We start from the raw sequence: 21192 nt of genomic DNA, 5'->3' as shown, positions 1-21192 counted from the left end.
CTCACACAGAAAGGTGCCCAACCTCTATGAGTATCCCGTCCGGTCCCGAGTCCACTATCTTACCTACTAACGTCCCAACCACCTCGTCGATTCCGATCCGCGACATGGTCGGAGCCGGCAAGGCGTGGGGACTCTGCACCGCTGTCGACCTCCAAGATTGCAATCCCGATCTCATTCGCGACCCTGAGCAGATCAAGCGCTACGTGATCGAGCTTTGTGAGCTGATTGGTATGCAGCGTTTCGGCGAGTGTCAGGTGGTCAATTTCGGCGAAGGCCGTGTCGCCGGTTATTCCATGGTACAGCTGATTTCAACATCGTTGATCAGCGGCCACTTTGCCAACGATACGAACAGTGCCTACCTCGATATTTTCAGCTGCAAAGGCTATGACCCGGCCACCGTCGAAGCCTTTTCGAAGGAATTCTTCGGTGCTCGTCGCAGTACGGCGACTGCCACGCTGCGGTATTAGTCATATCTCGTGGAACACCATGTGAGGGGGCCGCGGTTACGCGGCCCCCGATGCGTCTGATGACCGATTCCGTTCCTGCCCCACATGACACCCAAAACCATCAAAGAGTTCTTTTACTCGCTTCCAGCCAAGCTCGACAGGGAGGCTGCGGAAGATCTCGATGCGGTCTACCAGTTTGATCTCAGCGGACCGCAGGGCGGGCAGTATCTTGTCCGGATCCAGAATGGGACCTGCACCGTCGAAGAAGGAGCCCATGTTGATCCTCATGTCACGCTCGCCATGGCCAGCGAGGATTGCGTGAAGGTCTTGAACGGTCAGCTGAGCGGTCCTGCAATTGCCATGTCGGGCCGCCTTCAAATCAGCGGGGACATCGGGCTGGCGATACAGTTGAAATCCCTCTTCCCGTCGGTAGGCTAGTACGTCTCTCTTCAGCGAAAAGCCGGTTCCGCTTGTGTCTGCACGGGCAGCACGGCTGCTTCTGACTGCTCTTCTCGAAGCTGTCGCGGGAACCGTTCCTCCAGGATCATGTACATCGTCGGAACGAGGAAGAGAGTAAGCAGGGTTGAGACACTGAGCCCTCCCACCACGGCGCGCGCCAGCGGTGCATTCGTTTCGCCCCCCGTGCCCCAGCCGATGGCCATCGGAAGGAGCCCGAAGACCGTTGCCAGCGAGGTCATGAGAATAGGGCGTAACCGCGTTCGGGCCGCCACCACAACCGTTTCGCGCAGTGCCAATCCCTTGCGTCGCAAGACGTTGGTGTAATCAACCAGCAACACGCCGTTCGAGACCACGATGCCAAGCATCATGATAATGCCCATCATGGAAGTAGTGGAGAGCGTCGTGTTCGTGAGGAACAACACCAGAATCACGCCGGGGAACCCCATCGGGACTGAAAACATGATAATGAAAGGATCGATGAGCGATTTGAACTGCGCCGCCATGACCATGTAGACCAGCACCAAGGCCAGAACGGTCGCAAAGAACAATCCTTCAAAGGTCTCGCGCTGTTGCTGTATCTGCCCCGCCAATCGAATGCTGAACCCCGTCGGCAATTGCAGCTTCGCAAACTCGTCTTCCAGGTCGGAGGCGATCGCGCCGAGGTCTCGGTTGACGGGATTCGCGGTGATGTGGATCACCCGCTGGAAATACTTGCGATCGATTTTGACCGGCCCGGCGTTCAATTTTAACGACGCCACGTTCTTGAGCAGCACCGGCTCGCCGTTTCTGGCCGTGAGGATGATGTTTTCGATATCGGTGAGATCTTTGCGGTGCTCTTCTGCCAGCCAGGCGCTGATATAGTACTCGTTGCCGTTTTGAGGATCGGTATAGATGATCGGATCAGTCTGGCCGTTACCGTTGAGAGAAAAGAGGACGGCATTTGCCACGTCGGTCTCACTGATGCCGAGGAGAGCGGCTTTCTCGCGGTCGACCACGACATTGACTTCGGGATAGTTCTCCTCGCGACTGACTTCGATGTCCGCGAGCCCCTGAACTTGGTGCATGATGTTCTCCACCTGCCGGATGACGGTGCGCGCGCGCTCGAAGTCGTACCCGTAGATCTCCACATCCACCGCTTTCTGCGATCCGAAGCTGGTGACGCGCTTGACGAGTCCACCCGGGTCAAAAAACAGTGCGACACCGGGAAAGAGCTTGACCGCTTTCGGCCGAACTTCATTCATGATCTCAACTTGATTCCTGGTGCGCTTATCGGGTGAGACCAGGTAGACGGAGATCACTGACGTATGAGGACCTGTGTTGGGGTTGAACAATGAAGAGCGGCCCTGGGCCAGCACGCCGGTGCTTGAGACGATGGTTTCCAATTCGTGCGGAGCGATGTTTTCCCGCAACACCCGTTCGACTTCGGCGACTTGTTGCTCGGTTTTCTCGACCCGCTGGCCGACCGGTGCGCGTAACACGATGCGGAACTGGCTCTCGTCGGAAACAGGCAAAAACTCTGTGCCGATCATCGGCAGCAACGCCAGCGAGGTGGCGAAAAGGAGCACGATGCCGACAATGAGAAGGCGCCGGTGGGCGAGCACCCAACGCAAGGAATCCTCATACCCTTTGTCGAGCCACTCATACTGCTTCCGGCTCCAGTTCATCACTCGGACGAACCAAGCCGGCATCGATTGATGAGCCTCTCGCTCGGGTTTGAGGAATTTGTAACACAGGGCTGGCGTGACGGTGCGCGAAACGAAGAAGGAGGTGAAGAGAGCGATGGCGATGGTGAGGGTCAGTGGAATCAGCAGCAAACGCGAGATGCCAACCACGAAGAAGATCGGGAGGAAGACGACCACCGTCGTCACCGTGGAGGCGAAGATCGGCATCGCCACTTCTCGAGCTGCTTCGAGGATCGCCTCCCATCGACGTGGCGTGGTATTCAAATGGCGCTGAATGTTTTCCAGTTCCACGATCGAATCGTCCACGAGCCGTCCGATGCCGAGCGCCAGGCCCCCCAAGGTGAAGACGTTCAGGGTTTGGCCGGTAAAATACAGCACGATGAACGTCACCATGATCGACAGCGGAATGGCCACGGAAATGATCAGCGTGCTCGTCAGATTTCGGAGAAAAATGAGAATGACCGCAGCGGCCAGCACAGAGCCGTGCAATGCCTGTTCGATGAGATTGTTGATCGACTGGCGAATATAGACAGACTGGTCAAACGAGATACCGAGTTTCACGCCCGGCGGGATCCCGATCATCCTGGGCAGCGCCTTCCGCAGAGCATCAACGACTTCCACCGTGTTGGCGATCGGCTGTTTGTTCACCCGCAAGTACACCGCTCGCTTACCGTCCGTCCGGACCACGTTCGTTTGAATGTCCGAGGAATCCGTTACGGTACCGATGTCACGGACACGCACCGGGTTGCCCTGCTGGTTCACTTTAACGATCACGTCCTGGATCGGAGCAACCGTGCGGAACTGGTTATTGGTAAAGACGTTGTAGTCAAGATTGCCGGCCTTAATGTCGCCCGAAGGCAGGATCAGGTTCGACGCCTTCACTGCTCTTACGACATCAAGGATTGAGAGGCTTCGCGCGTTCAGCAGGGCTGGATCGAGGTTGATGTTGATCTGGCGGATCTTACCGCCTTCAACGGTGGCGGCGGCGACGTTGGCGATCTGCTCGATTTGCGGCGCAATCGTATTGAAGGCGAGGTCGTACAGCGCCCGTTCATCGAGGTCGTCGCTGGAGACCGTGACGAAGGAGACTGGAATATTGGACACGTCGAATTTAACAATGAACGGCTGGAGAATCCCGGGCGGCAAACTGTTTAGGATCTGCGTGATGCGTTGCATGACCTCCATCTGACCCACATTGATGTCCGCGCCCCAGTTGAACCAGATCTGAACCCCTCCGATACCCTGCTTGGCAAACGATTCTACGTGCTCAACGTTCGAGGCAGAGCTGACGGCCTTCTCGATGGGGTAGATGACGCTTTGCTCGATGTCGAGCGGCGGGGCGCCCTTATAGATCACGCCGACAAAGGCGACGGGAACCTGAATGTTGGGAAATAAGTCGACCGGCAGTCGTTGCAGCGAGGTGGCACCGAGCACCACCATCGCGAGCGACAACATCAAGATGCCGATGCGATTCCTGAGCGCCAGGAGCGTCAGCCACATAATGGAAGTGCTGAGTGACAAGTGCTGAGTGCTGGGACGAAAATCATCTTGGATATGTCTGCCAAACCTGTTGCGTCAGCCTACACCGGAAAATTCAACTCAGGGTTCAGAACTCAGCACTCACGACTGAGAAAGCGGTTGCGTTTGCACGGGAGTGCCGTCATGCACAAGATCTTTGCCCGAGACGATGACCTGTTCGAAGCCGGTCAGCCCTTTGGTGATCTCGACGCGATTCTCATCGCGGATTCCGATTTCGACTTCGACTCGTTGGGCTTGTCCGTCACGAACGATATAGACATATTGCAAGTCCTCGAGCCGGCTGACTGCGTCGATCGGAATCTGAAGAGCCTGGGCGTGTATTCCAACCAGAACTTCGACGCGGGCAAACATCCCGCCTTTGAGCATGTGATCCTTGTTGGGAAGATCAACTTCGACGGTCATGGTCCTGGTCGCGCGATTCAACGCCTGGACGATGCGGGTGACCGTTCCCTCGAACACCCGATCCGGGTAAGCCTCGGCGCGGATCTCAGCTTTCTGGCCTATCCGGACAAGAGGAACGTCTTTCTCGACCACTTCGATGAGGGTACGCACCGTTTCGACGTCGTGCAGGCTCAGGATGCCGCGCGACATCGTGGAGGTACTGGCTGTTGCGCCGCTGACGTACGAACCGGGATCGAGGTTCCGTTCGGCGATATATCCGGCGAAGGGTGCACGAATATAAGAATAGGCGAGATTCGTTTCCGCTTGGGCAAGGGCCACGTCCATCTGTTTCACCTGCGCACTGAGTGAATCTTGGGCTGCGATGGCGGCATCGTACGACACCTGCGCGTTATCCAAATCTTGCTGGGAGACAAATTGGTCCTTGATAAGCGCCTGCATACGGTCCAGTGTGAGTTTCGCGTTTCGGACGTTCGCTTCCTGCTGGGTCACCTTCGCCTTGGCCGCCGCCAAGTTCGCCTTCGCTTGATTGACGGCGTGCAGGTAGTCCGTATGGTCGATTTCGATCAAGAGCTGATTGGCTTTGACGAAGTCGCCTTTATCCACGTGGATCTTCGCAATATAGCCGTCGACACGGGAGAAAAGATTGACCAGTTGGTTCGGGGTAATGTCAGCCGTGTAGGCGAGCCGGACGTCGAGGTCTTGCTTCAACGGTACCACCGTGCCGACGGTAATCACGCGGGCTTTGCGGGTGTCGGTTTTTGCCCCGCTGCTGAGACGAAATACGACCAGTGCGGTGACCGCGAAGAAGATGATCACACCGAGCGTCACGATGGGATGTTGCTTCAAAGGGTTCACGTGGCACCACCAACCGGAGGCTGTTTCAAACCGTTTAAAAAGAGTTCGACGTAGGTGGCGACCGTCTCTTCGTGGGGCCGATGCATCGGGACACCGAAAATCTCGTGCAGCAGCCGGTGGTGGACGACCATTCCGATGAAAGCCCGAGCGGCGAGGAGAGGATCGACTTTTCGAAAAGCCCGTTCCTGAATGCGTGATTGAATGTAGGTCGCCAAGTGATCATAAAAGATTTTGTGCTGCTTCCCGAAGAACATGTCGGAAAGCTCATGGCCTTCCAATGCGCTGAAGAGCAATAGCCGTAGGAGCGTCGGGTCGACCCCTGGTCTGATCCGATAGCTGGCGATCAATGTGAAAACCCGCCGGTCGTCACGTTTCTTGGTGGCTTCCTCCACGGCTTCCAGCAACTCACTCACGGTGACCTTTTCAGCAAGTATGGCGGCGTACAAGGCACGCTTTGTCGGGAAGTACTTAAAGACCAAGGCCTCGCTGACCCCCGCCGCCTTTGCGATTTCCTTCGTGGTTGTCCCGTTGAAGCCCTTAGCCGCAAACAGTGAGGCTGCGGAGGCGATCAAGCTGGCTTGACGCTCTTGACTGGAGACACGCGTTGCTTTGCGGGCAGGACGAGATGGCATTAGCGTCTGATAAGTGAGTATTTACTCACCTAAACTATCATGTCCCAGGAAGAGATGACAAGAAGATGGTCAATTCAGGGAGGAGTGACGGCTGCTCCTGGTTTTATTGAGTTGGGAGATTGGTGGCGGGACAACGTGGTCCTCAGGAGAGGCGTGTGAAAACCGGTCCAGTCTCAGAGCGGACTATTGGCCCGCAAGAAAGAGTGGAGACGATTCAATTCTCTCACGTTCATTTTCAGTAATCGTACGCCGAAGTGATGGCCTGCAGCCCACATCACTCTAGCCTCCATCACAAAGAGGGGGTCTCGTCCGTCGGGTAAGTAAAGGAACAACGTCAATTCCGTCCCGGGGGTGACTGTGGCGTCGCCTCTGATACCCAGGCCCTTTTGAGACAGGTTCGTGGCCACGCCGTCTCCCATGATCAAGTCACCCTTCGCATCCTGGGCCGAGTACATCAGGCCGAAATCGACCGGCATGCGGTCGGCCTCTCGACGATTACAGGGGGCAACGGTCTGATACAGTGACTTGTCTGTACGTGCTCTTAACGACTTCATCGCGACACCTCCTGGCTCGGATCCTCATCACCTCATTCGATTCGGGGACGTTCGATTAAGGCTTCTGATGATTCCACAAGAAGGAACGAAGTTGATGCCGTGCGTCAATCTGCACGCTAAGGAGTTGCACGCCGAATTGACGTCCTGCGACCCACAACACGCGTCCCTCCGAAAAACAGACCGGCTCTTTTGTCCCGGGGAGGTCGACGAAGAGAGCAAGCTCCATTCCTAGTTTGACCAGACGGTTGCCGAAGATACCGATTCCGCCCTCTGACAGATTCGTCACCATCCCGTCGCCAATGAGCATGTGCCCCGCGTCCATCCCGGAGTACGTCAAAACGAACCGTGTCGGAACACGCACGATGCGCCGACGATCAGTTTGATTCATGAGTGCAGGCGCATCGTCCACAATATTTAAACTCCGGTTCTTCATGAGTTCTACCTGATGCCGAGGCTTCCAGTTATGTGATACGAAAGGCCGTTCGATTATGAGTGGCCGACGACAACTTCACGTTCCTCCAGATGACCTCTTGCACCCGCCGTCGTTCCTCAGGAGTGAGTCGTGGAAATCGAATGGCGAAGGAGAGTCCCTTTACCCAGGTGACTTGGCCTCCGGTCACGCACAAAGGAGCCCCTCCGTCTTCGATATAAAACTGTATAGTCAGATCTCCACCCATGACCGGCTGGGTCTTTCCGAGAATCTTGCAGCCCGTTTTGGAGAGGTCTTGAAGCGCACCCTCGACCTGAACGATCCGTGCCCCGTCTGCACCAGTGTAAACCACCCTGCAGTTAGTGGGGGCTCGTTCTGCATACCGTCTATCAAGGGGGGCGAAGGTTTTGACGGGACCGCTTTTGGCTGCGGGATCAGGCGTTTTCAGCTTCATCACATCCTCCAGAACGTCCAAGCTCTCTCGAGTTCTTCACCGCGTATTGTGAACAGGTTGAGAGTATCGCATTCTGAAAAGACGACCATTCCTAAGGAGAGGGGATTCGAGGCCCTCTGAAGTAGGGGGGGCGTAAATGGAGGCGCCGTTATTCAACGACTTGCGCCCACGCAGTTACCAGTAGGGAATGTGAGAAGGCCAGGAGGCAGGGGAGAGGGTTATTGCCGCAGCTTGGCCCAGGCTTTTTGGTATTCCTCGAAGGAGTCCACTTCCATCCAGCCTTTGAAAATCGGAACTGCATCAATCCGGTGACCCTGATCGATCAGTTCTTGGAGAAGGTCTGTCAGAGAGGCTTTTGTGAGGGTGCCTGCCTCATGGAACCCGGCTGCCTTATGCTTGTCGAGCGCCGTGCGATAAGAGGCGCGGAACGCCGCGATCCCCTTTTCTGAGAACATTGCCATGCCAATGAACTCCCCGTGCGCCTGGTCATGGGGGAGCTGCTGGCCGATTTTTGTCACCCGGTGTTCCCCCTCGGGCATCACGAATCGGGACAAGTAACTCTTGCCGGGGGGATCGTCAAGGGTCACGAGATCGGGGTTCAAATGCAACGTGTGGGCATGGCGCTGCTGCTGGTCGTGCCAGGCGAGATCGACGACCACAGCGATGTCCGCCGGACTCTTGAGCAGCTTTTCCAAAATCGCAGTGTCGAAAATGATGTCGCCATAGAGGATGATCGTCCGCCCCTTCATTTCGTTCTCGGCGCAAAAGACCGAAAACAGTTCACCCGTGTCTTCGTAGCGATCGTTGTCGTAGTAACGGATATTGGGGAGCGTGATCGCTTCCTTCTTATAGCCGCGGATCAAGGCGATATCCTTGATGTTGCATTCATTGAGTGCGGCCACCGCTCGTTCCAGAATCGTTTTCCCTTTAATGTCGAGCAAACACTTCGGCTTGTCTTCAATCAAGGGAAGCAACTGCTTTTCGAACCCAGCCGCTGGAATAATGGCGGTGATTTTCTCTCCGCCAACGGGGAGAAACTGCTTTTCGTCTTCCTCCATCTGCGGCACGCCGACGATCTCATAGACTTCGGGCAGTGTGACGATACGATCGTTCGCGGCGCCGGGGCGCGTATCTTTGTTGATGAGATCCAACGTCTCTTTCATGGCACGGATGGCTGCCCGAACCGGTTGGTTTGCATAGATGATGATTTTCGCACCGGCCGCTTCCATTTCCGCGGCCGTGGTCTGGTCGAAAATCGTCGGCACTACGACAAGCGGCACGCGGCCGGACCAGGCTTTGTACACCTTCTTGAGTTCATCGAATGTTTTGGACTTTGAGTGAATCAGGACCGCATCGGCGCCGGCTTCGGCATAGGCCTCCGCCCGCTTCAACGCTTCGTCCTGCCCCCACCCGGCGATCAACGCTTCGGTCCTCGCGATGATGACGAAGTCCGGATATATCTGTGCGGCTTTGGCCGCCTTGATCTTGCCGCAATGTTCTTCGATGGGGATGAGTTCGCGGCGGACGCCGGCGTAGAAGCTGCAGCGTTTCGGGTACACATTATCTTCAATGCAGATGGCGGCGACACCCGCCCGTTCACGATCGTTGACCGTGCGCATGACGTTCAGCGCATTGCCGTAACCGGTGTCACAGTCGGCGATAATCGGAATCGAGACGGCTTCTGCAATGCGGCGTTCGACGTCGAGTTGTTCACTGGAGGTGATAAAGCTCGCATCCGGGATGCATTTGAGCGAGGCCGAAATAGCAAACCCACTCGCCCAAATCGCATCGAATCCGGCTTGCTCAATCAGGCGCGCACTCAGGGCGTCATGGGCTCCAACGGCTCTGATTACACCGGGGCGTTTGAGCAGAGCACGAAGTTTAGCGGCGTTCGTCATAACTGCGCATCATGCGAGACTGCTCGGCGCTTGTCAATGAGAAATTTTTCAAAGAGGCCGACGGCGTGAATGAAGAATCTAGTAAGTGGCTCCGCCAAGATCCGGTTCGGGTGCCATCATTTCCTCGGAGAGTTTCAGGGCTAGCGCACGGCTTTCGAAGAAGATGATACCGCGGTCCATGGCGGTCTCGTAGGTCAAGGTAATCAAGGTATCGTCGCCGCGCCAGTTGAACTGCTGTACGCCACCTTTTGAAATTTGTCCCGGCGTGCGGTCGAGCGGTCCATATTTCGCTTGAAAATAGTCGACGATCTGTTTGTGTGACTCGGGGCTATGATAGCGGATCGTCACGCGCACGAATTTTCCATTCAGCGTGACGAATCGCATGGCGTCCACTTTCGCACCGCCCAGTGCAGGAGGACCTTTTACCAACTCATAGCCCTTCACGCGCGGTCCGTCATCCACCAGCTTGAAATCGGCCGTTTCGGTAAAGCCTGCGCCCCACGGGATGCCCTCGAAACCGTTGGGATCGTTCTGCATCGGGACGGCGAAGGTCAAGCCGCCGGGTAGCAGGGTCAGACCGGCACACACGAAGAGGAGCTTCCGCAGAGTTGATCGCTGATGCTGATGTGGTCGCATCGTCATTAATCCACCGTATCGCCGATTAGATCGTTAAAGCGAGGGGCTAAGCTTCGGCTGTCGATGAAAATGAACCCCCGTTCCGAAGTTCCAGTATAGGTCAAATTAATCTCCGTGTCGGTCCCTCGCCAATTATACTGCTGATTAAGTCCCCGCATCATCTGCCCGGGAAGATGCTCAAGGGGGCCGAATTGCCGTTGGAGATAGGTCAGAATCTCTTTATGTGAGGACTCGCCGTGATAGCGGATTGTCACGCGGGCGAACCGCTCATCTACCGTGATGAGGCGAATGCTGTCGACGGGAACGCCCGCGAATGCAGCTGCCTCGTTTTTCAGTCGGTATTCGTTCACGTGTTGGTCGGTCCGCGTGACTTCTAGCTCTGGTCTCGCGGTCAACGCCACGCCCCACCCAATATCGTGAAACCCCTTCGGATCGTTGAGCAGCGGCACAGCGTGAACCGTCAACGCCTGATCGGCGAAAAGTGCGAGGCCAAGCGATACGAGGACGCGGATCGTTCGTGTTCCGGGCGGGCTCTTCATCGAAGAACGCTAACACGGTGGTTCCTGTGACGCAACATCCGGCCTTTTGTTGAGAATGCGGCGAGCCATAGCTTATAATGCGCCGCGCTTTTGGCAATTAGATCGTTGGCATCGACCCATTCGAAAGAACCGAGTCCATGATCGAGAGCGACGCCTTTGTGCAAGCCCTTCAGGATATGGGAGTGAACTTCTTTACGGGAGTTCCTGATTCGATCCTGGGCGGTATCATCGCCGAATTGATGGAGCGCCGCCTCTACACACCGGCGGTGCGGGAAGATGAAGCCGTGGCCATGGCAGCGGGGGCCTACATGGCAGGAAAAATCCCGGCTGTCTTGATGCAAAACTCGGGGTTGGGCACGTCGCTCAACACCCTCATCTCACTGAATTACATCTACCAGCAGCCCTGCATCCTCATCGTGTCGTGGCGGGGGCATCTCGGGAAGGATGCGCCGGAACATCTCGTGATGGGTGAGGTCATGCCCCAGTTTCTCGACACCATGAAGATCCCGCACCGGACGCTCACCGAAAAGACCGCCATTGAGGATTGCAAGTGGGTGGCGGAGACGTTCATGAAGAAGCGCATCCCCCTGGCGCTGATCATTACCAAAGGGGTCGTGAAGGGGCTGCATCCATGAGACCAGAAGAAGGCGCGATGCAAAGCCGGGCCATGGCGATGACGGCGCTGTTAGAACTCTTGACCGATCAACCGGTCATCATATGTAACGGGTTCCCCTCGCGCGAGGCGCAAAAGATCGCCGACCGTTCCACCCATTTCTACATGATCGGCTCGATGGGCTCAGCAGCGGCGATCGGGCTCGGGGTGGCTCTGGCAAAGCCGAACAAACAGGTCGTCATATTCGACGGCGATGGGAATGTACTGATGGGGATGGGTACCCTCGCCACCGTCGGAGCATTGAAGCCGAAGAATTTCATCCACGTCGTGTTCGATAACGAAGTGTACGGCACGACCGGCAATCAGCCCACGATCTCCAACGTCGTGCCTCTCGAAAAGGTGGCGAAAGCCGCCGGGTACGTCAACGTGGAGCGCGTGCGCGAGCGAGAAGATCTCACCTACGAGTTCAAAGACATGCTCAAGAAGGACGGCCCGAGCATGTTGCTGATCAAGGTCAACGAATTGGCTGAAGATGTGGGCCGGGTCGTCCTTAATCCGCCGGATATTACGAAGCGGTTTATGAAAGCGATAGAATAGCAATTAGCCTTCGGCGTTCAGCCATCAGCTTCGAACCAAGCTGACTGCTGAGAGCTGACTGCTGAGAGCTGAGGGAAAGGATGATTCTTCTCAATCCTGGTCCAGTCAACGTAAGCGAGCGCGTTCGTCAGGCATTGCTGCGTCCGGACATCTGCCATCGAGAGACCGAATTCACCGAGCTGCTCTACAGAATTCAAAGTAAACTCTTGCAAGCCTTCGTGCCCGGTGCGGAATCCGACTACGCGGCAGCGCTCATCACCGGGTCCGGGACCTCGGCAGTAGAAGCAGCCTTGATGTCGTCGATCCCTCACGGCAAGCGCATGCTCGTGTTAAACAATGGTGTGTATGGCGAACGGATCTCGCAAATCGTTGGATTGAATCGGTTAGGCGTCTCCGAACTCAAATACGAGTGGACGGTCTGCCCCGACCCGGAGCGATTGCGCCTTGCGCTGCGACAACATCCGGAAGTCCACGGGGTAGCGATGGTCCACCACGAAACCACGACTGGCCTCATCAATCCCGTGAAGGAGATCGCCGAAGTTGTTGATAGCCAGAATCGAGTGTTTATCCTGGACGCGGTCAGCGGGTTGGCAGGAGAATCTGTTGATATCGCCGGGCCGCACATCTATATGGTGGCCGGCACGGCTGGGAAGTGCATCCAGGGATTTCCCGGCGTCTCGTTTGTGCTGGTGCGGAAGGGGTTTCTTGAGCAGATGCGGAAATACCCCAAGCGCTCCTGGTATCTCCATCTCACGCACTATATCGACGATCAAGGCCGCGGAACGGTGCCGTTTACGCCGGCCGTGCAACTTTACTATGCTTTCGACGAGGCGCTCAGCGAATTGCTGGAAGAAGGAGTCGCGAAGCGCATTCAACGGTACAGGAACATCTCGACCTTCATTCGGGACCGCATGGCGAAGCTCGGTGTGAAGCCGCTGTTGCCACCGGAACACCAGTCCAACACCATCACGGCCTATCACCTGCCGGCTGGTTTGACCTACGCTCAGCTCCACGACAAGTTGAAGGAGCAGGGCTACGTCATCTATGCCGGTCAGGGACAACTCGAAGGGCAGATTTTTCGCATTGCCAACATGGGGGTGCTGTCGCAGGCTCAAATCCAGGGATTCCTCGACGCCTTCGAACGCATCTGCACGGCCGCATGAAAGCCATCATCCTGGCAGCCGGTGTCGGGAAGCGCCTTTGGCCGGTCACCCAACATCGTCCCAAGTGCCTCATTCAAATCGGCGGGCAGACGTTGCTTCACCGCTATTTGACGGCGTTGGCCAGTCTGGGCATCCAGCGCGCCGATATCGTGGTGGGGTACAAGCAGGAGATGATACGGTCGGCCGTGGAAGCTGATTCCCGGGGCGTCCGTGTGAACTTTCTGGTTAACGAGCAATTTCATCGCGGGAGCATTTCGTCGCTTTGGGTTGCGCGGAGCGTGTTGGACGACGATGTCATTATTATGGATGCCGATGTCCTTTTTCACCGCGAAGTCTTGAGACGATTGGTGCAGTCGCCCTGGCCCAATTGTCTCTTGATGGACGACACTGTGAAACAGACCGGTGAAGAATGCATGGTTGTTGCGGAGGGGGGCCGGGTGATCGCGCTGACAAAGAAGATGCCGCTCCGGTATGATGTGGCCGGCGAAGGAGTGGGATTTTTGAAGGTCCGCCACGCTGATACTCCGCACGTCGTCGCTTCCTTGAGAACCTATGTGGACCGTGAAGCCTGGAACATGGAATACGAAGACGCCCTGCTGGAGTTTTTCAAGAACGTGAAGGTCGGGTACGAGACCGTCGGCGGGCTGGCCTGGATCGAGATCGATTTTACAGAAGACGTTGCAAAGGCGGAACGAGAGATCCTTCCGAAACTCTAACGTGGCGATATGAGCGAAAGTCTCATCCAGAAACGGGCGGAGGTGCAGGGGTTGGCTACGGCCATCCTATTGCCCTCGATCGATATTCTCGATGAATCAGGGCGCTTGCCGGTTCGTCGTGTCGGTCCGCTGACGCAGGTCGTCGGCATCGGGCTCTTTCAGCGCACGGTGCTCACGCTGCAACGAGCCGGAATCCGTCAGCTGATCGTGTTGGTGGGGGCGGAAGAAGATCAATTAAAACACGCATTAGGGAAGGGACCGCGCCTGACTATTCCGGTCCGCTGGATGCCCATTCGAGAGTTTCCGCTAGACGATTCGCGCACGTGGGAATCGCTTGCAGCCGAGTCGGGAGGCTTCTGTCTGGTTTCGGGAGTCAGAGGCGTCTTCTCACGCCAGTTGATCGAGCATTTGCGTCGGGAAGTACAGGATGGCCAGGTGATGCTCGTGGCGCGGGCTTCCACAGTATGGGATCAACAGGAACGACGCTTAGGGTTGCGCGTCACAGCGGAAGGTGAACGGCTCCTGTCGCTCGGGTCGTCGAGACAGGATGATGCCGCCTTGATCGCGACGGACGTGGTCGTTCTCCCGTCCAACTTCATAAGTGCCGCGGGTCGGGACGGAATCGAAAGTGGGACCGTGCCGCTTCGCCGGTGGCTTGAACGGGCTGCGGAAGTGGGGTGTGTGCGTGTGCTCAGCACGGAGTCGAATCCGACCCAGTGGTATCAGGACCTGCGCGACCCTGCCGACGTCCAGCTCGCCGAACGCAAGCTCTTCTCCTCGCTCAAGGGCGAGTACGAAGGGTTTGTCGATCGCTTCTTCAATCGTAAGCTCTCCCGCTGGTTCACACGCGTGTTCCTGGCCTTCGGTTTTTCGCCCAATGCCGTTACGCTGGTGGCCACGGGGATCGGCCTCATCTCGGCGGCATGCTTCGCCTTCGGTTCCTACCAGGCGGGCGTGATCGCGGCAGTGCTGTTCCAGTTGTCGGCCGTCATCGATTGCTGCGACGGCGAAGTCGCGCGCCTCACGTTTACGGAGTCTCCCTTCGGCGCCTGGCTCGATATCGCGCTCGACAACGTCGTGCATATGGCCATCTTCGTCGGGATCGCCGCCGGCTCGTACTTGCGGGATGTGGGTCATGAAGGCGCGTGGGTGCCGCTGGCCTTGGGTGCGGCGGCGGTGCTCGGAAACGCCCTGTCTTTCACGCTGGTGAACAAAGCGCAGAGGATCAAATCCGCGAGTGAATGGAAGACGCCGGTGCATGCCGCCTGGTCGGACTTCATGCTCAAGAACGTCGCCAGCCGGGATTTCTCGGTGATGGTGTTACTCTTCGCGTGCATTGACAAACTGGAGTGGTTTCTTTGGATGGCCGCTATCGGATCGATGACGTTCGTCGCTGTGATGCTGTGGGTGCTCCGTCCGTCCGCCGTGACCCGTGCGTAGTAGCGGGATGCTGAAACCGACCTTCAGCTTTGTTCTCAGTCGCTCGTTCCCCTCGAGGTACCGACAGCTGTGCGTCTCGGGGCCGTCGCTCCTTGCGACCTCGCTGGACGGTCGTGTTGAGCATCCCGTAATAAATGACGGGTTCTAACCCCACGTGCTCAGACTACTTCTCCTATTCATTGGTCTCCTCACCCTCGGATTCCTCGTTTGGCATGTCGGCCCCGGCAACATCTATGAGGCAGCGGCCAGGCTTGGCCCGGTTGCACTCCTCGCCATCCTCATTCCCTCTCTCATCATGTACGTGATCGAAGCCTATGGATGGAAGGTCACGCTCGGCCCGGCAGCGAAGCACGTGCCGTTCTGGCGATTGCTCGCGATCCGAACCGCCGGCGAAGTCGTAAACATGACGACGCCGACTGCCTACGTCGGCGGCGAACCACTTAAGGCTTATTTGCTCAGAACGCATCACGTGCCGATGGTGGAAGGATTGGCATCCGTCGTCATTGCTAAGACGACGATGACGATTGCTGAAGTGCTGTTCATTCTGCTCGGCATCATGCTGGCGTTCTGGACGCTGGGCGTCGATAGCTCGTCGGGGCACACGGTCGCAGCCGCCTTGCTCAGCGTCGCGCTTCTGCTGTTTGGTACGGCGGCATTTGTGTGTGTCCAGCGGAAGGGTCTCTTTACCTGGATGCTGGAGTTCTTGCGGAAAATCGGACTCAGGATCGGGTTCTTAGAATCACGCGAGGAACAACTGCGTTCGCTGGATCGGACAATTCTGGATTTCTATACCAATAACCGGCCAGCGTTTTACACGTCGACGGGACTTTTCTTCCTCGGCTGGTTGGCGGAAGCCCTGGAAGTGTTCGTCATGATTTATTATCTCGACGGGCCCGCGATGGTGCTCTCTGCTATGTCCATCGGTGCACTCTCGGTCTTCATCAAAGGCGGCACATTTTTCATCCCTGGCAGCCTCGGCGCACAAGACGGCGGCAATCTGCTGCTCCTCAAAGCCTTCGGGTATTCAGACGTCACGGGCATCACCTTCGCACTGCTGCGGCGGTTTCGCGAACTGGTCTGGATTGGGGTGGGTCTTCTGTGTTTGCTACTCATCGGAAAACAAACTCGACCCATTCAGGCTGATCATGCACGAAACTCTTCGGTGTGATGGCCCAACCGGTGCCTGGCTCCACCATCACCGTTGGAATCGTTTTGAGTAGGATCGAATGGCTGCAGGGGCGGCGGTCCATGTGGGAGCGAGGTCCCGCCTGACGCCCCAACTGGGCCAGGTGAGGGAGAAGCCGAAGGAAGAGGCCCGTCTGACTAATTCCGATCCCAGTAGGACTGCGATGGCACCGAGGATCGTCGACAGCGGCAACGGTTCGTCGAGAGAGAAGTGTGCTATGCCGATGGTGCAGATAGGAATGAGATTGTGGTAGGCCCCGACCATAGTCGGCGGGAGAGATCGCAAGGACCGGCTACGGAGTAAAAACACGCCGGCGGTCCCCGCTCCAATAAAGAGAACTGACCCCGCTACGTTCAACGAAAAACTCTCCTGTTGCGATCCTGTCCCCCAAATGATGCTTCCCGCCCAAAGAAAGAGGGCACTTGCTCCGAACATAACGGTGTTGGACGTCAGAACGCCATGTTGTTTCACGACATGGGGACTCATCACAATATGTACTGACATCATCAGAGTGAACAGGAGCGCCAACGCGTCGCCGAGGCCGAAATCCGCGGCTTGGGGCCCGCCTCCTCCCGAGATCGCTACGGCACAGCCGACCCACGACAGAAGAATACCGAACCAGGTGAGAGGGTTTGTGTGTTGCCTGCCGAGGCAATAGCTGAAGATGGCGGTAAACGTGGGCAGCAGACTATAAACCAGCGCATAGTGAGTGACGCTTGTATACATCAGCCCCCATGCAGCGATGGTATAGGAAGCGACGCCGAGTACCCCCACGCCTGCGAGGTGCAGGCTGTCTTGGAAACGCAAGGCACGGACACCTCTCCAATCCAGACAGACTGTCATCCCTGCAAGGATCAGAAATCCGATGTGGACGCGTTCACGGGCAATATCAACAAAGCTCATCTCGCTGTGCAGGAAGACATTCTTCATGACCGGCGTGATGGAGCTGAGCAGCGCGACGACACCGATAAGGCAGAGGATGGGCACCAGGTGGCCGGCATGATGGTTGTCGTCACCGGAAGGAGGCTGGGATGATGTCATGACTACACTCCCCCCAGGTTCTGGGCGATCAGCTGTTGAATGTGGCGCATGAGTTGCCTGTGGTGTTCGGTCGAGATGTCGGTAATGCGCCCTCCGACGTAAGGAGCCTTGACGTGCGTGACGACGAGCGCGCAATGAATGATGGTGTGAGCCTCCAGCTGGCATTCGAGATGGAGGGTATCTCCGACAGCAATCGGGAATTCTGTCCGAAGTCGCAGTCCATGTTCCGTCAGGTCCAACACATCGCAGAGGATCGTCTTACCGTCCCGCTTCAGGAAGGCGCGGCGCTCGACAGGAAGGCGGAACTCGCTACGGTGTTCAGTCATGACGCTGCTCTCTCACAGTGGTGTGGTGGCAGATCGCGTGGTGGTGGGTGGGCGACCCGGAAACAGAAGCGACCACTCGGCTGTGGTCATCGCCTTCCGTGTCTCACCCGATCCACGGCGAAAACGAGCCCCAACGCCACGGACTCTAACGCACTGACCACTAGGATGAACATCACCAGGGCTAGGGTCGCTCTCCTGAGCAGGGACATGGCTGATCTCCTTTCCCGCGTGATTCTGCTGGAAAAGAGTGCAACGCCGAGACCAGCCGTATAACCAGAAAGAAGGGTTCCACAGAACTGCTTGGTTCACTGAGACCTTTTTGCCAGTTCAGACGATGACTGAAACGAGCGATCATCGACTAGGGAAATCCTGGGCAAAAAAACGGCGGCAAAAGGCGGCATTCACCAAGAATTTCCTCCCCCTTTTGAGGCATTAAGGTGCCCAAGGATGATCGGTTTCTCCTTATGATAGAAGGTTGGCCTACGTAGGTAGACGGCGGGAGTATATGGGATTGTGGCATCATCTTGCACGACAATTTCAACAGCCGGCCGGAGGGCTCGGGTGCCTGTAAGGTTTCTCTTCCGCAGCGATCATGAATCTATTCTCATCGAACCACTATAACCTACTCAGCCGATAAGGACGGTACCAACTTCCGTATCAATCACTGGCCGACTTCCCAGCCGCCTATCTGAAGAGCCCCCAACTGCCTTCGCCAAATGCCAGAAGACCCCGGAGAATGCGCCACTTACTTTGAGCTTCGAAAACCTGTCTCAGTAGGCCTGCCTTTCGGCCGCTTTTGCGGAAGAGGGGGAGCCACGAGGGCCGGGTTTCCAGCTGAGCACACCTTTTCGCCTTCCTAACACCCGTTTTAGAATGGGTCTCCCTCGGAGGTAGTCATGCCCTGCGACGATCCGCCCCTATCGAGGGACCCTTCGCATCATGCGCTGGAGTATTGGCCCCCCAAAAATCGGGCTCGGTCATACCGATCAGCTTGTTTGGCAAGTGATTTTGAGCCGCTCATCCTCCACTGTTTCACTTTGGTATCGCATTCAATCAGCCTCCTTCAGTCCACCTGCTATACTTCAATTGGCTCGCGTACACATCGAGTCCGATGGCCATGTGAGAAGCTCAATCGAGGAGAATGTCTATATGTACCGCTTCATGATTGGTCTGATTCTAATCGCTATCTTTCTCGCCCAGGACGCCCCGGCATCACAGGTGCCGAATTCCAGGACCGAGGTGAGCGTTGATACCATGTCCATGCCTCAAATGGCCAAAGCCCAGCCCTCCAGAGCCCCCGACATCCTGGAGTCGAAACTCGTCGGACGACTCTATACATTGACATACGGGGGTCGGGAACTCTGCGAACAGGTGGGGTCAGAGGAAGCGGCGCAATTCGAACTCGTCCTCGCGGGATTTCACGATGCCTTCCCGGAGGTCATGCAACAATTCAAACAATCATCGTATTTTGAGGAGACCAAACGCGGATTTTCCCGATGGGTCAAGGAAAGCCCAGACTTGAAGTCCAGGGACGAATTAGCGAATCTCTGCCTGGCAGACTACAAGCTTTTAAAGGCCTACACCGACAACAAAAACGATCCCGAGGTTGTAGAGAACGTTTTGCGTATAAGAAAGATCCTCAAGCATTGAACCAAGCTGAGACACCCGTCAGCGAGTGGCCTGGAAGATAAGCAGCGCCCGGTTCGGTCCCATCATGTTCTACTAGCCTCTCACAATCTAGGTATTCACAAAGAAGTTGCGAAGCTCGCCCCCTAGGAGGAGCCGATGGTGCTCGCTTTGTGAGCTCTACCACCTTCCTCCTAGGGATCGAGGATTCTTGATGAGGTCGTCAGCCCTTAGGATTTCGGAGTTACTCGAACCTCCACGCGGCGATTTTTCTGACGACCCTCATCCGTCGTGTTGGGTGCGACCGGCTTTGTGTCAGCGTAGCCAGCAGAAGTGATGGTACCTGTCGACACACCGCCTTCTGCCAGGGCTGTAACCCCATTCGCGGCACGGGCTTCTGACAATTCCTTATTGGTTGGGAATCGCTTCTTGAGCGAGCTCCGGATCGGCCAATTGTCGGTGTGCCCATCCACTTCCACCTTGTACTCGGGGTAGTCCTTCAGAATGGCGCCGACTCGCTTGAGCGCATCTGTTCCGGCCGGCTTGAGTTGATCTTCGCCCGACCCGAACAGCATCGAAGAAGCCAAATTGATCAGGAGACGCTCATTATTGAGATCCACCATAATGTTGCCTTGCGCGATCTCCGGCCGCAGCGCCCGGATGAGCCCCCGTTGCGCCTCAGTGAGCTTCGCCATCTCGGCGGAAAGCTCGCCGCGGAGCCCCGCAAGCTCCTTATCACGATCAGCCAGCTGTTTCTCTAAATCAGCCACACGCTGCTTCGAAGCTCCGAGCTCTGCGGCGAGTTTGTCTTTTTCAGTGGCTCCCGCCTGGAGACTCGAAGCCTGCGACTGTGCAGAAGCAAGCTGGGATTCGAGTTCCGTGACCCGTTGGTTCGCGGCGGCCAAGTCTGCTGCAAGCTTGTCCTTGTCTCCCGCCCCAGCCTGGAGCGCCGCGACTTGCGCTTGTGCGGCGGCCAATGAGGCTGCGAGTTGGTCCTTGTCGCTGTTCGCAGCAGAGAGCTGGCTGGCTAATTGTGACGTATCGCCCGCCTTGGTTCGGAGTGCTGCCAATTCCTGATCCCGATCGGCTAGCTGCCGGTCAAGTTCCGCCACGCGTGACTTCGACCGGTCAAGTTCGGTCTGGGCCGATCGGAGGGAATCATTGGCACTAGAACGGAGCGAGGCGATTTCACGATCGCGATCGGCCAGCTGTTTCTGTGCGGCAGCCAGTCCATCTCTCAACCGCTGCTGTTCCTTTTCCCACGCTGAAGGGTGGCGGTATTCATAGCCGCCATCGCAGCAGATGGCACCGAAATCGATGGCTCCAGCATTGCCGGCGATGGCCAGCATGCTGACGGCCAAGACAAAGATCTTTTTAACGTTCATGGTGGTCTCCTTTTGCCTGTTGATATTGAAACGAGTGGTCTCTCTCGGATTGATCACAGTACACCTTAGATGTTGGACGTACGGTGCGTACATTTGGTCGTGTGATCAGGTATGGTCGAGACATAAGTAGGGACAGGCTCTCGTGGTCTCAGCCCCTGCAGTTCAGGTGTTTTCAGTCCCTTCATCTGCTTCACAGCCAGGAAGATCGCCAAGCCGATTATAAAGTCGAGCACCGCCAGAAGAAAGACCCCCCTACTAAGGTGTTGGGACTCGAAAACCAGTCCGTTTTGGAATGTTCAAAACCCCTCCGGGTTCGTCATTCGTGAATCTCAGAGATTTCATACGGTTCTGTGTCGACATGTGATGATTCAAAAACAAATCTTATTGAAGCGCAGTGAATCCACCCGTTGGACAACTGATATGCCTTGACCTTAGTGACCTAGCCCCCTTAATCCGGTCCACCCTGTATGTTAGGGTCGGGCCAAAAGGAGGGCCATATGCCACGTTTCCGTCACACCGTCGAACAGATCCTCGCCAAATTGCGTGAAGCCGAAGTCGCCCTGAGCAAGGGCC

The 21192-nt window shown here is 56.6% G+C and carries 21 protein-coding genes; 9 read left to right on the top strand and 12 right to left on the bottom strand.

All coding sequences use genetic code 11. The annotated features are described in order from the left end of the window. Positions 1-26: 26 nt before the first annotated feature. Both VEI50_14205 and VEI50_14200 read left to right on the top strand, forming a co-directional pair. The gene (locus VEI50_14205; GenBank protein ID HXX76277.1) at positions 27-467 is read left to right on the top strand and encodes an S-adenosylmethionine decarboxylase; all 441 of its coding nucleotides are present in this window, start codon (positions 27-29) and stop codon (positions 465-467) included. An 84-nt stretch (positions 468-551) separates the two neighbouring features. Then, complete coding sequence (locus tag VEI50_14200) at positions 552-884, top strand: SCP2 sterol-binding domain-containing protein (GenBank protein HXX76276.1); 333 nt, start codon at positions 552-554, stop codon at positions 882-884. An 11-nt stretch (positions 885-895) separates the two neighbouring features. On the opposite strand, the gene VEI50_14195 is transcribed toward VEI50_14200, so the two are convergent. From VEI50_14195 to VEI50_14155, 9 genes are all read right to left on the bottom strand, one after another. Then, positions 896-4087, bottom strand: a complete 3192-nt coding sequence (locus tag VEI50_14195) for an efflux RND transporter permease subunit (protein HXX76275.1) — start codon at positions 4085-4087, stop codon at positions 896-898. A 120-nt stretch (positions 4088-4207) separates the two neighbouring features. Beyond that, positions 4208-5383 (bottom strand): efflux RND transporter periplasmic adaptor subunit, encoded by a 1176-nt coding sequence (locus tag VEI50_14190; GenBank protein ID HXX76274.1) that lies wholly within the window; start codon positions 5381-5383, stop codon positions 4208-4210. Then, the gene (locus VEI50_14185) at positions 5380-6015 is read right to left on the bottom strand and encodes a TetR/AcrR family transcriptional regulator (protein HXX76273.1); all 636 of its coding nucleotides are present in this window, start codon (positions 6013-6015) and stop codon (positions 5380-5382) included. Before VEI50_14185 ends, VEI50_14190 begins: the two co-directional genes overlap by 4 nt. 173 nt (positions 6016-6188) lie before the next feature. Next, entirely contained in the window at positions 6189-6569 is a 381-nt protein-coding gene (locus VEI50_14180; GenBank protein HXX76272.1) for a PilZ domain-containing protein, read from the bottom strand. Positions 6570-6624: 55 nt separating this feature from the next. Next, positions 6625-7002: a PilZ domain-containing protein gene (locus VEI50_14175; protein HXX76271.1), complete on the bottom strand. Its 378-nt coding sequence runs from the start codon at positions 7000-7002 to the stop codon at positions 6625-6627. Positions 7003-7030: 28 nt separating this feature from the next. Then, the gene (locus tag VEI50_14170; GenBank protein HXX76270.1) at positions 7031-7453 is read right to left on the bottom strand and encodes a PilZ domain-containing protein; all 423 of its coding nucleotides are present in this window, start codon (positions 7451-7453) and stop codon (positions 7031-7033) included. Positions 7454-7671: 218 nt separating this feature from the next. Then, positions 7672-9351 carry an isocitrate lyase/phosphoenolpyruvate mutase family protein gene (locus VEI50_14165; GenBank protein HXX76269.1) on the bottom strand — a complete coding sequence of 560 codons (1680 nt, stop codon included), beginning with the start codon at positions 9349-9351 and terminating at the stop codon, positions 7672-7674. A gap of 78 nt (positions 9352-9429) precedes the next feature. After that, positions 9430-9993, bottom strand: a complete 564-nt coding sequence (locus tag VEI50_14160) for a hypothetical protein (GenBank protein HXX76268.1) — start codon at positions 9991-9993, stop codon at positions 9430-9432. Further along, entirely contained in the window at positions 9993-10526 is a 534-nt protein-coding gene (locus VEI50_14155; protein HXX76267.1) for a hypothetical protein, read from the bottom strand. Before VEI50_14155 ends, VEI50_14160 begins: the two co-directional genes overlap by 1 nt. A 137-nt stretch (positions 10527-10663) precedes the next feature. Here VEI50_14155 and VEI50_14150 point away from each other — a divergent pair, with 137 nt between their 5' ends. The 6 genes from VEI50_14150 (at position 10664) to VEI50_14125 (ending at position 16223) form a co-directional block, all read left to right on the top strand. After that, on the top strand, positions 10664-11161 hold the full coding sequence (locus VEI50_14150; protein HXX76266.1) for a thiamine pyrophosphate-binding protein: 498 nt from the start codon (positions 10664-10666) through the stop codon (positions 11159-11161). Beyond that, complete coding sequence (locus tag VEI50_14145) at positions 11158-11736, top strand: thiamine pyrophosphate-dependent enzyme (GenBank protein ID HXX76265.1); 579 nt, start codon at positions 11158-11160, stop codon at positions 11734-11736. The genes VEI50_14150 and VEI50_14145 overlap by 4 nt, the downstream gene beginning before the upstream one ends. Positions 11737-11816: 80 nt before the next feature. After that, complete coding sequence (locus VEI50_14140; GenBank protein ID HXX76264.1) at positions 11817-12899, top strand: alanine--glyoxylate aminotransferase family protein; 1083 nt, start codon at positions 11817-11819, stop codon at positions 12897-12899. Continuing rightward, positions 12896-13615 (top strand): phosphocholine cytidylyltransferase family protein, encoded by a 720-nt coding sequence (locus VEI50_14135; protein HXX76263.1) that lies wholly within the window; start codon positions 12896-12898, stop codon positions 13613-13615. The genes VEI50_14140 and VEI50_14135 overlap by 4 nt, the downstream gene beginning before the upstream one ends. Before the next feature lie 9 nt (positions 13616-13624). Continuing rightward, the gene (locus tag VEI50_14130; protein HXX76262.1) at positions 13625-15055 is read left to right on the top strand and encodes a CDP-alcohol phosphatidyltransferase family protein; all 1431 of its coding nucleotides are present in this window, start codon (positions 13625-13627) and stop codon (positions 15053-15055) included. Positions 15056-15209: 154 nt separating this feature from the next. Next, the gene (locus VEI50_14125) at positions 15210-16223 is read left to right on the top strand and encodes a lysylphosphatidylglycerol synthase transmembrane domain-containing protein (GenBank protein ID HXX76261.1); all 1014 of its coding nucleotides are present in this window, start codon (positions 15210-15212) and stop codon (positions 16221-16223) included. 27 nt (positions 16224-16250) lie between these two features. Here VEI50_14125 and VEI50_14120 read toward each other — a convergent pair whose 3' ends face one another. Further along, positions 16251-17282 (bottom strand): DMT family transporter, encoded by a 1032-nt coding sequence (locus VEI50_14120; protein HXX76260.1) that lies wholly within the window; start codon positions 17280-17282, stop codon positions 16251-16253. 2 nt (positions 17283-17284) lie between these two features. Further along, positions 17285-17608, bottom strand: coding sequence for a PilZ domain-containing protein (locus VEI50_14115; protein HXX76259.1), 324 nt, complete (start codon positions 17606-17608; stop codon positions 17285-17287). A gap of 1149 nt (positions 17609-18757) precedes the next feature. On the opposite strand from VEI50_14115, the gene VEI50_14110 reads away from it, so the two are divergent. Continuing rightward, on the top strand, positions 18758-19258 hold the full coding sequence (locus VEI50_14110; GenBank protein HXX76258.1) for a hypothetical protein: 501 nt from the start codon (positions 18758-18760) through the stop codon (positions 19256-19258). Between the two features lie 206 nt (positions 19259-19464). Here VEI50_14110 and VEI50_14105 read toward each other — a convergent pair whose 3' ends face one another. Then, a complete protein-coding gene (locus VEI50_14105) occupies positions 19465-20619 on the bottom strand; it encodes an OmpA family protein (protein HXX76257.1) in 1155 nt (384 codons plus the stop codon). Positions 20620-21192 lie beyond the last annotated feature (573 nt).

It is taken from the genome of Nitrospiraceae bacterium (assembly GCA_035623075.1).
Lineage (GTDB): Bacteria > Nitrospirota > Nitrospiria > Nitrospirales > Nitrospiraceae > DASPUC01.
Note: the sequence above shows the minus strand (reverse complement) of the source record. Positions and strands in the feature narration are given on the sequence as shown.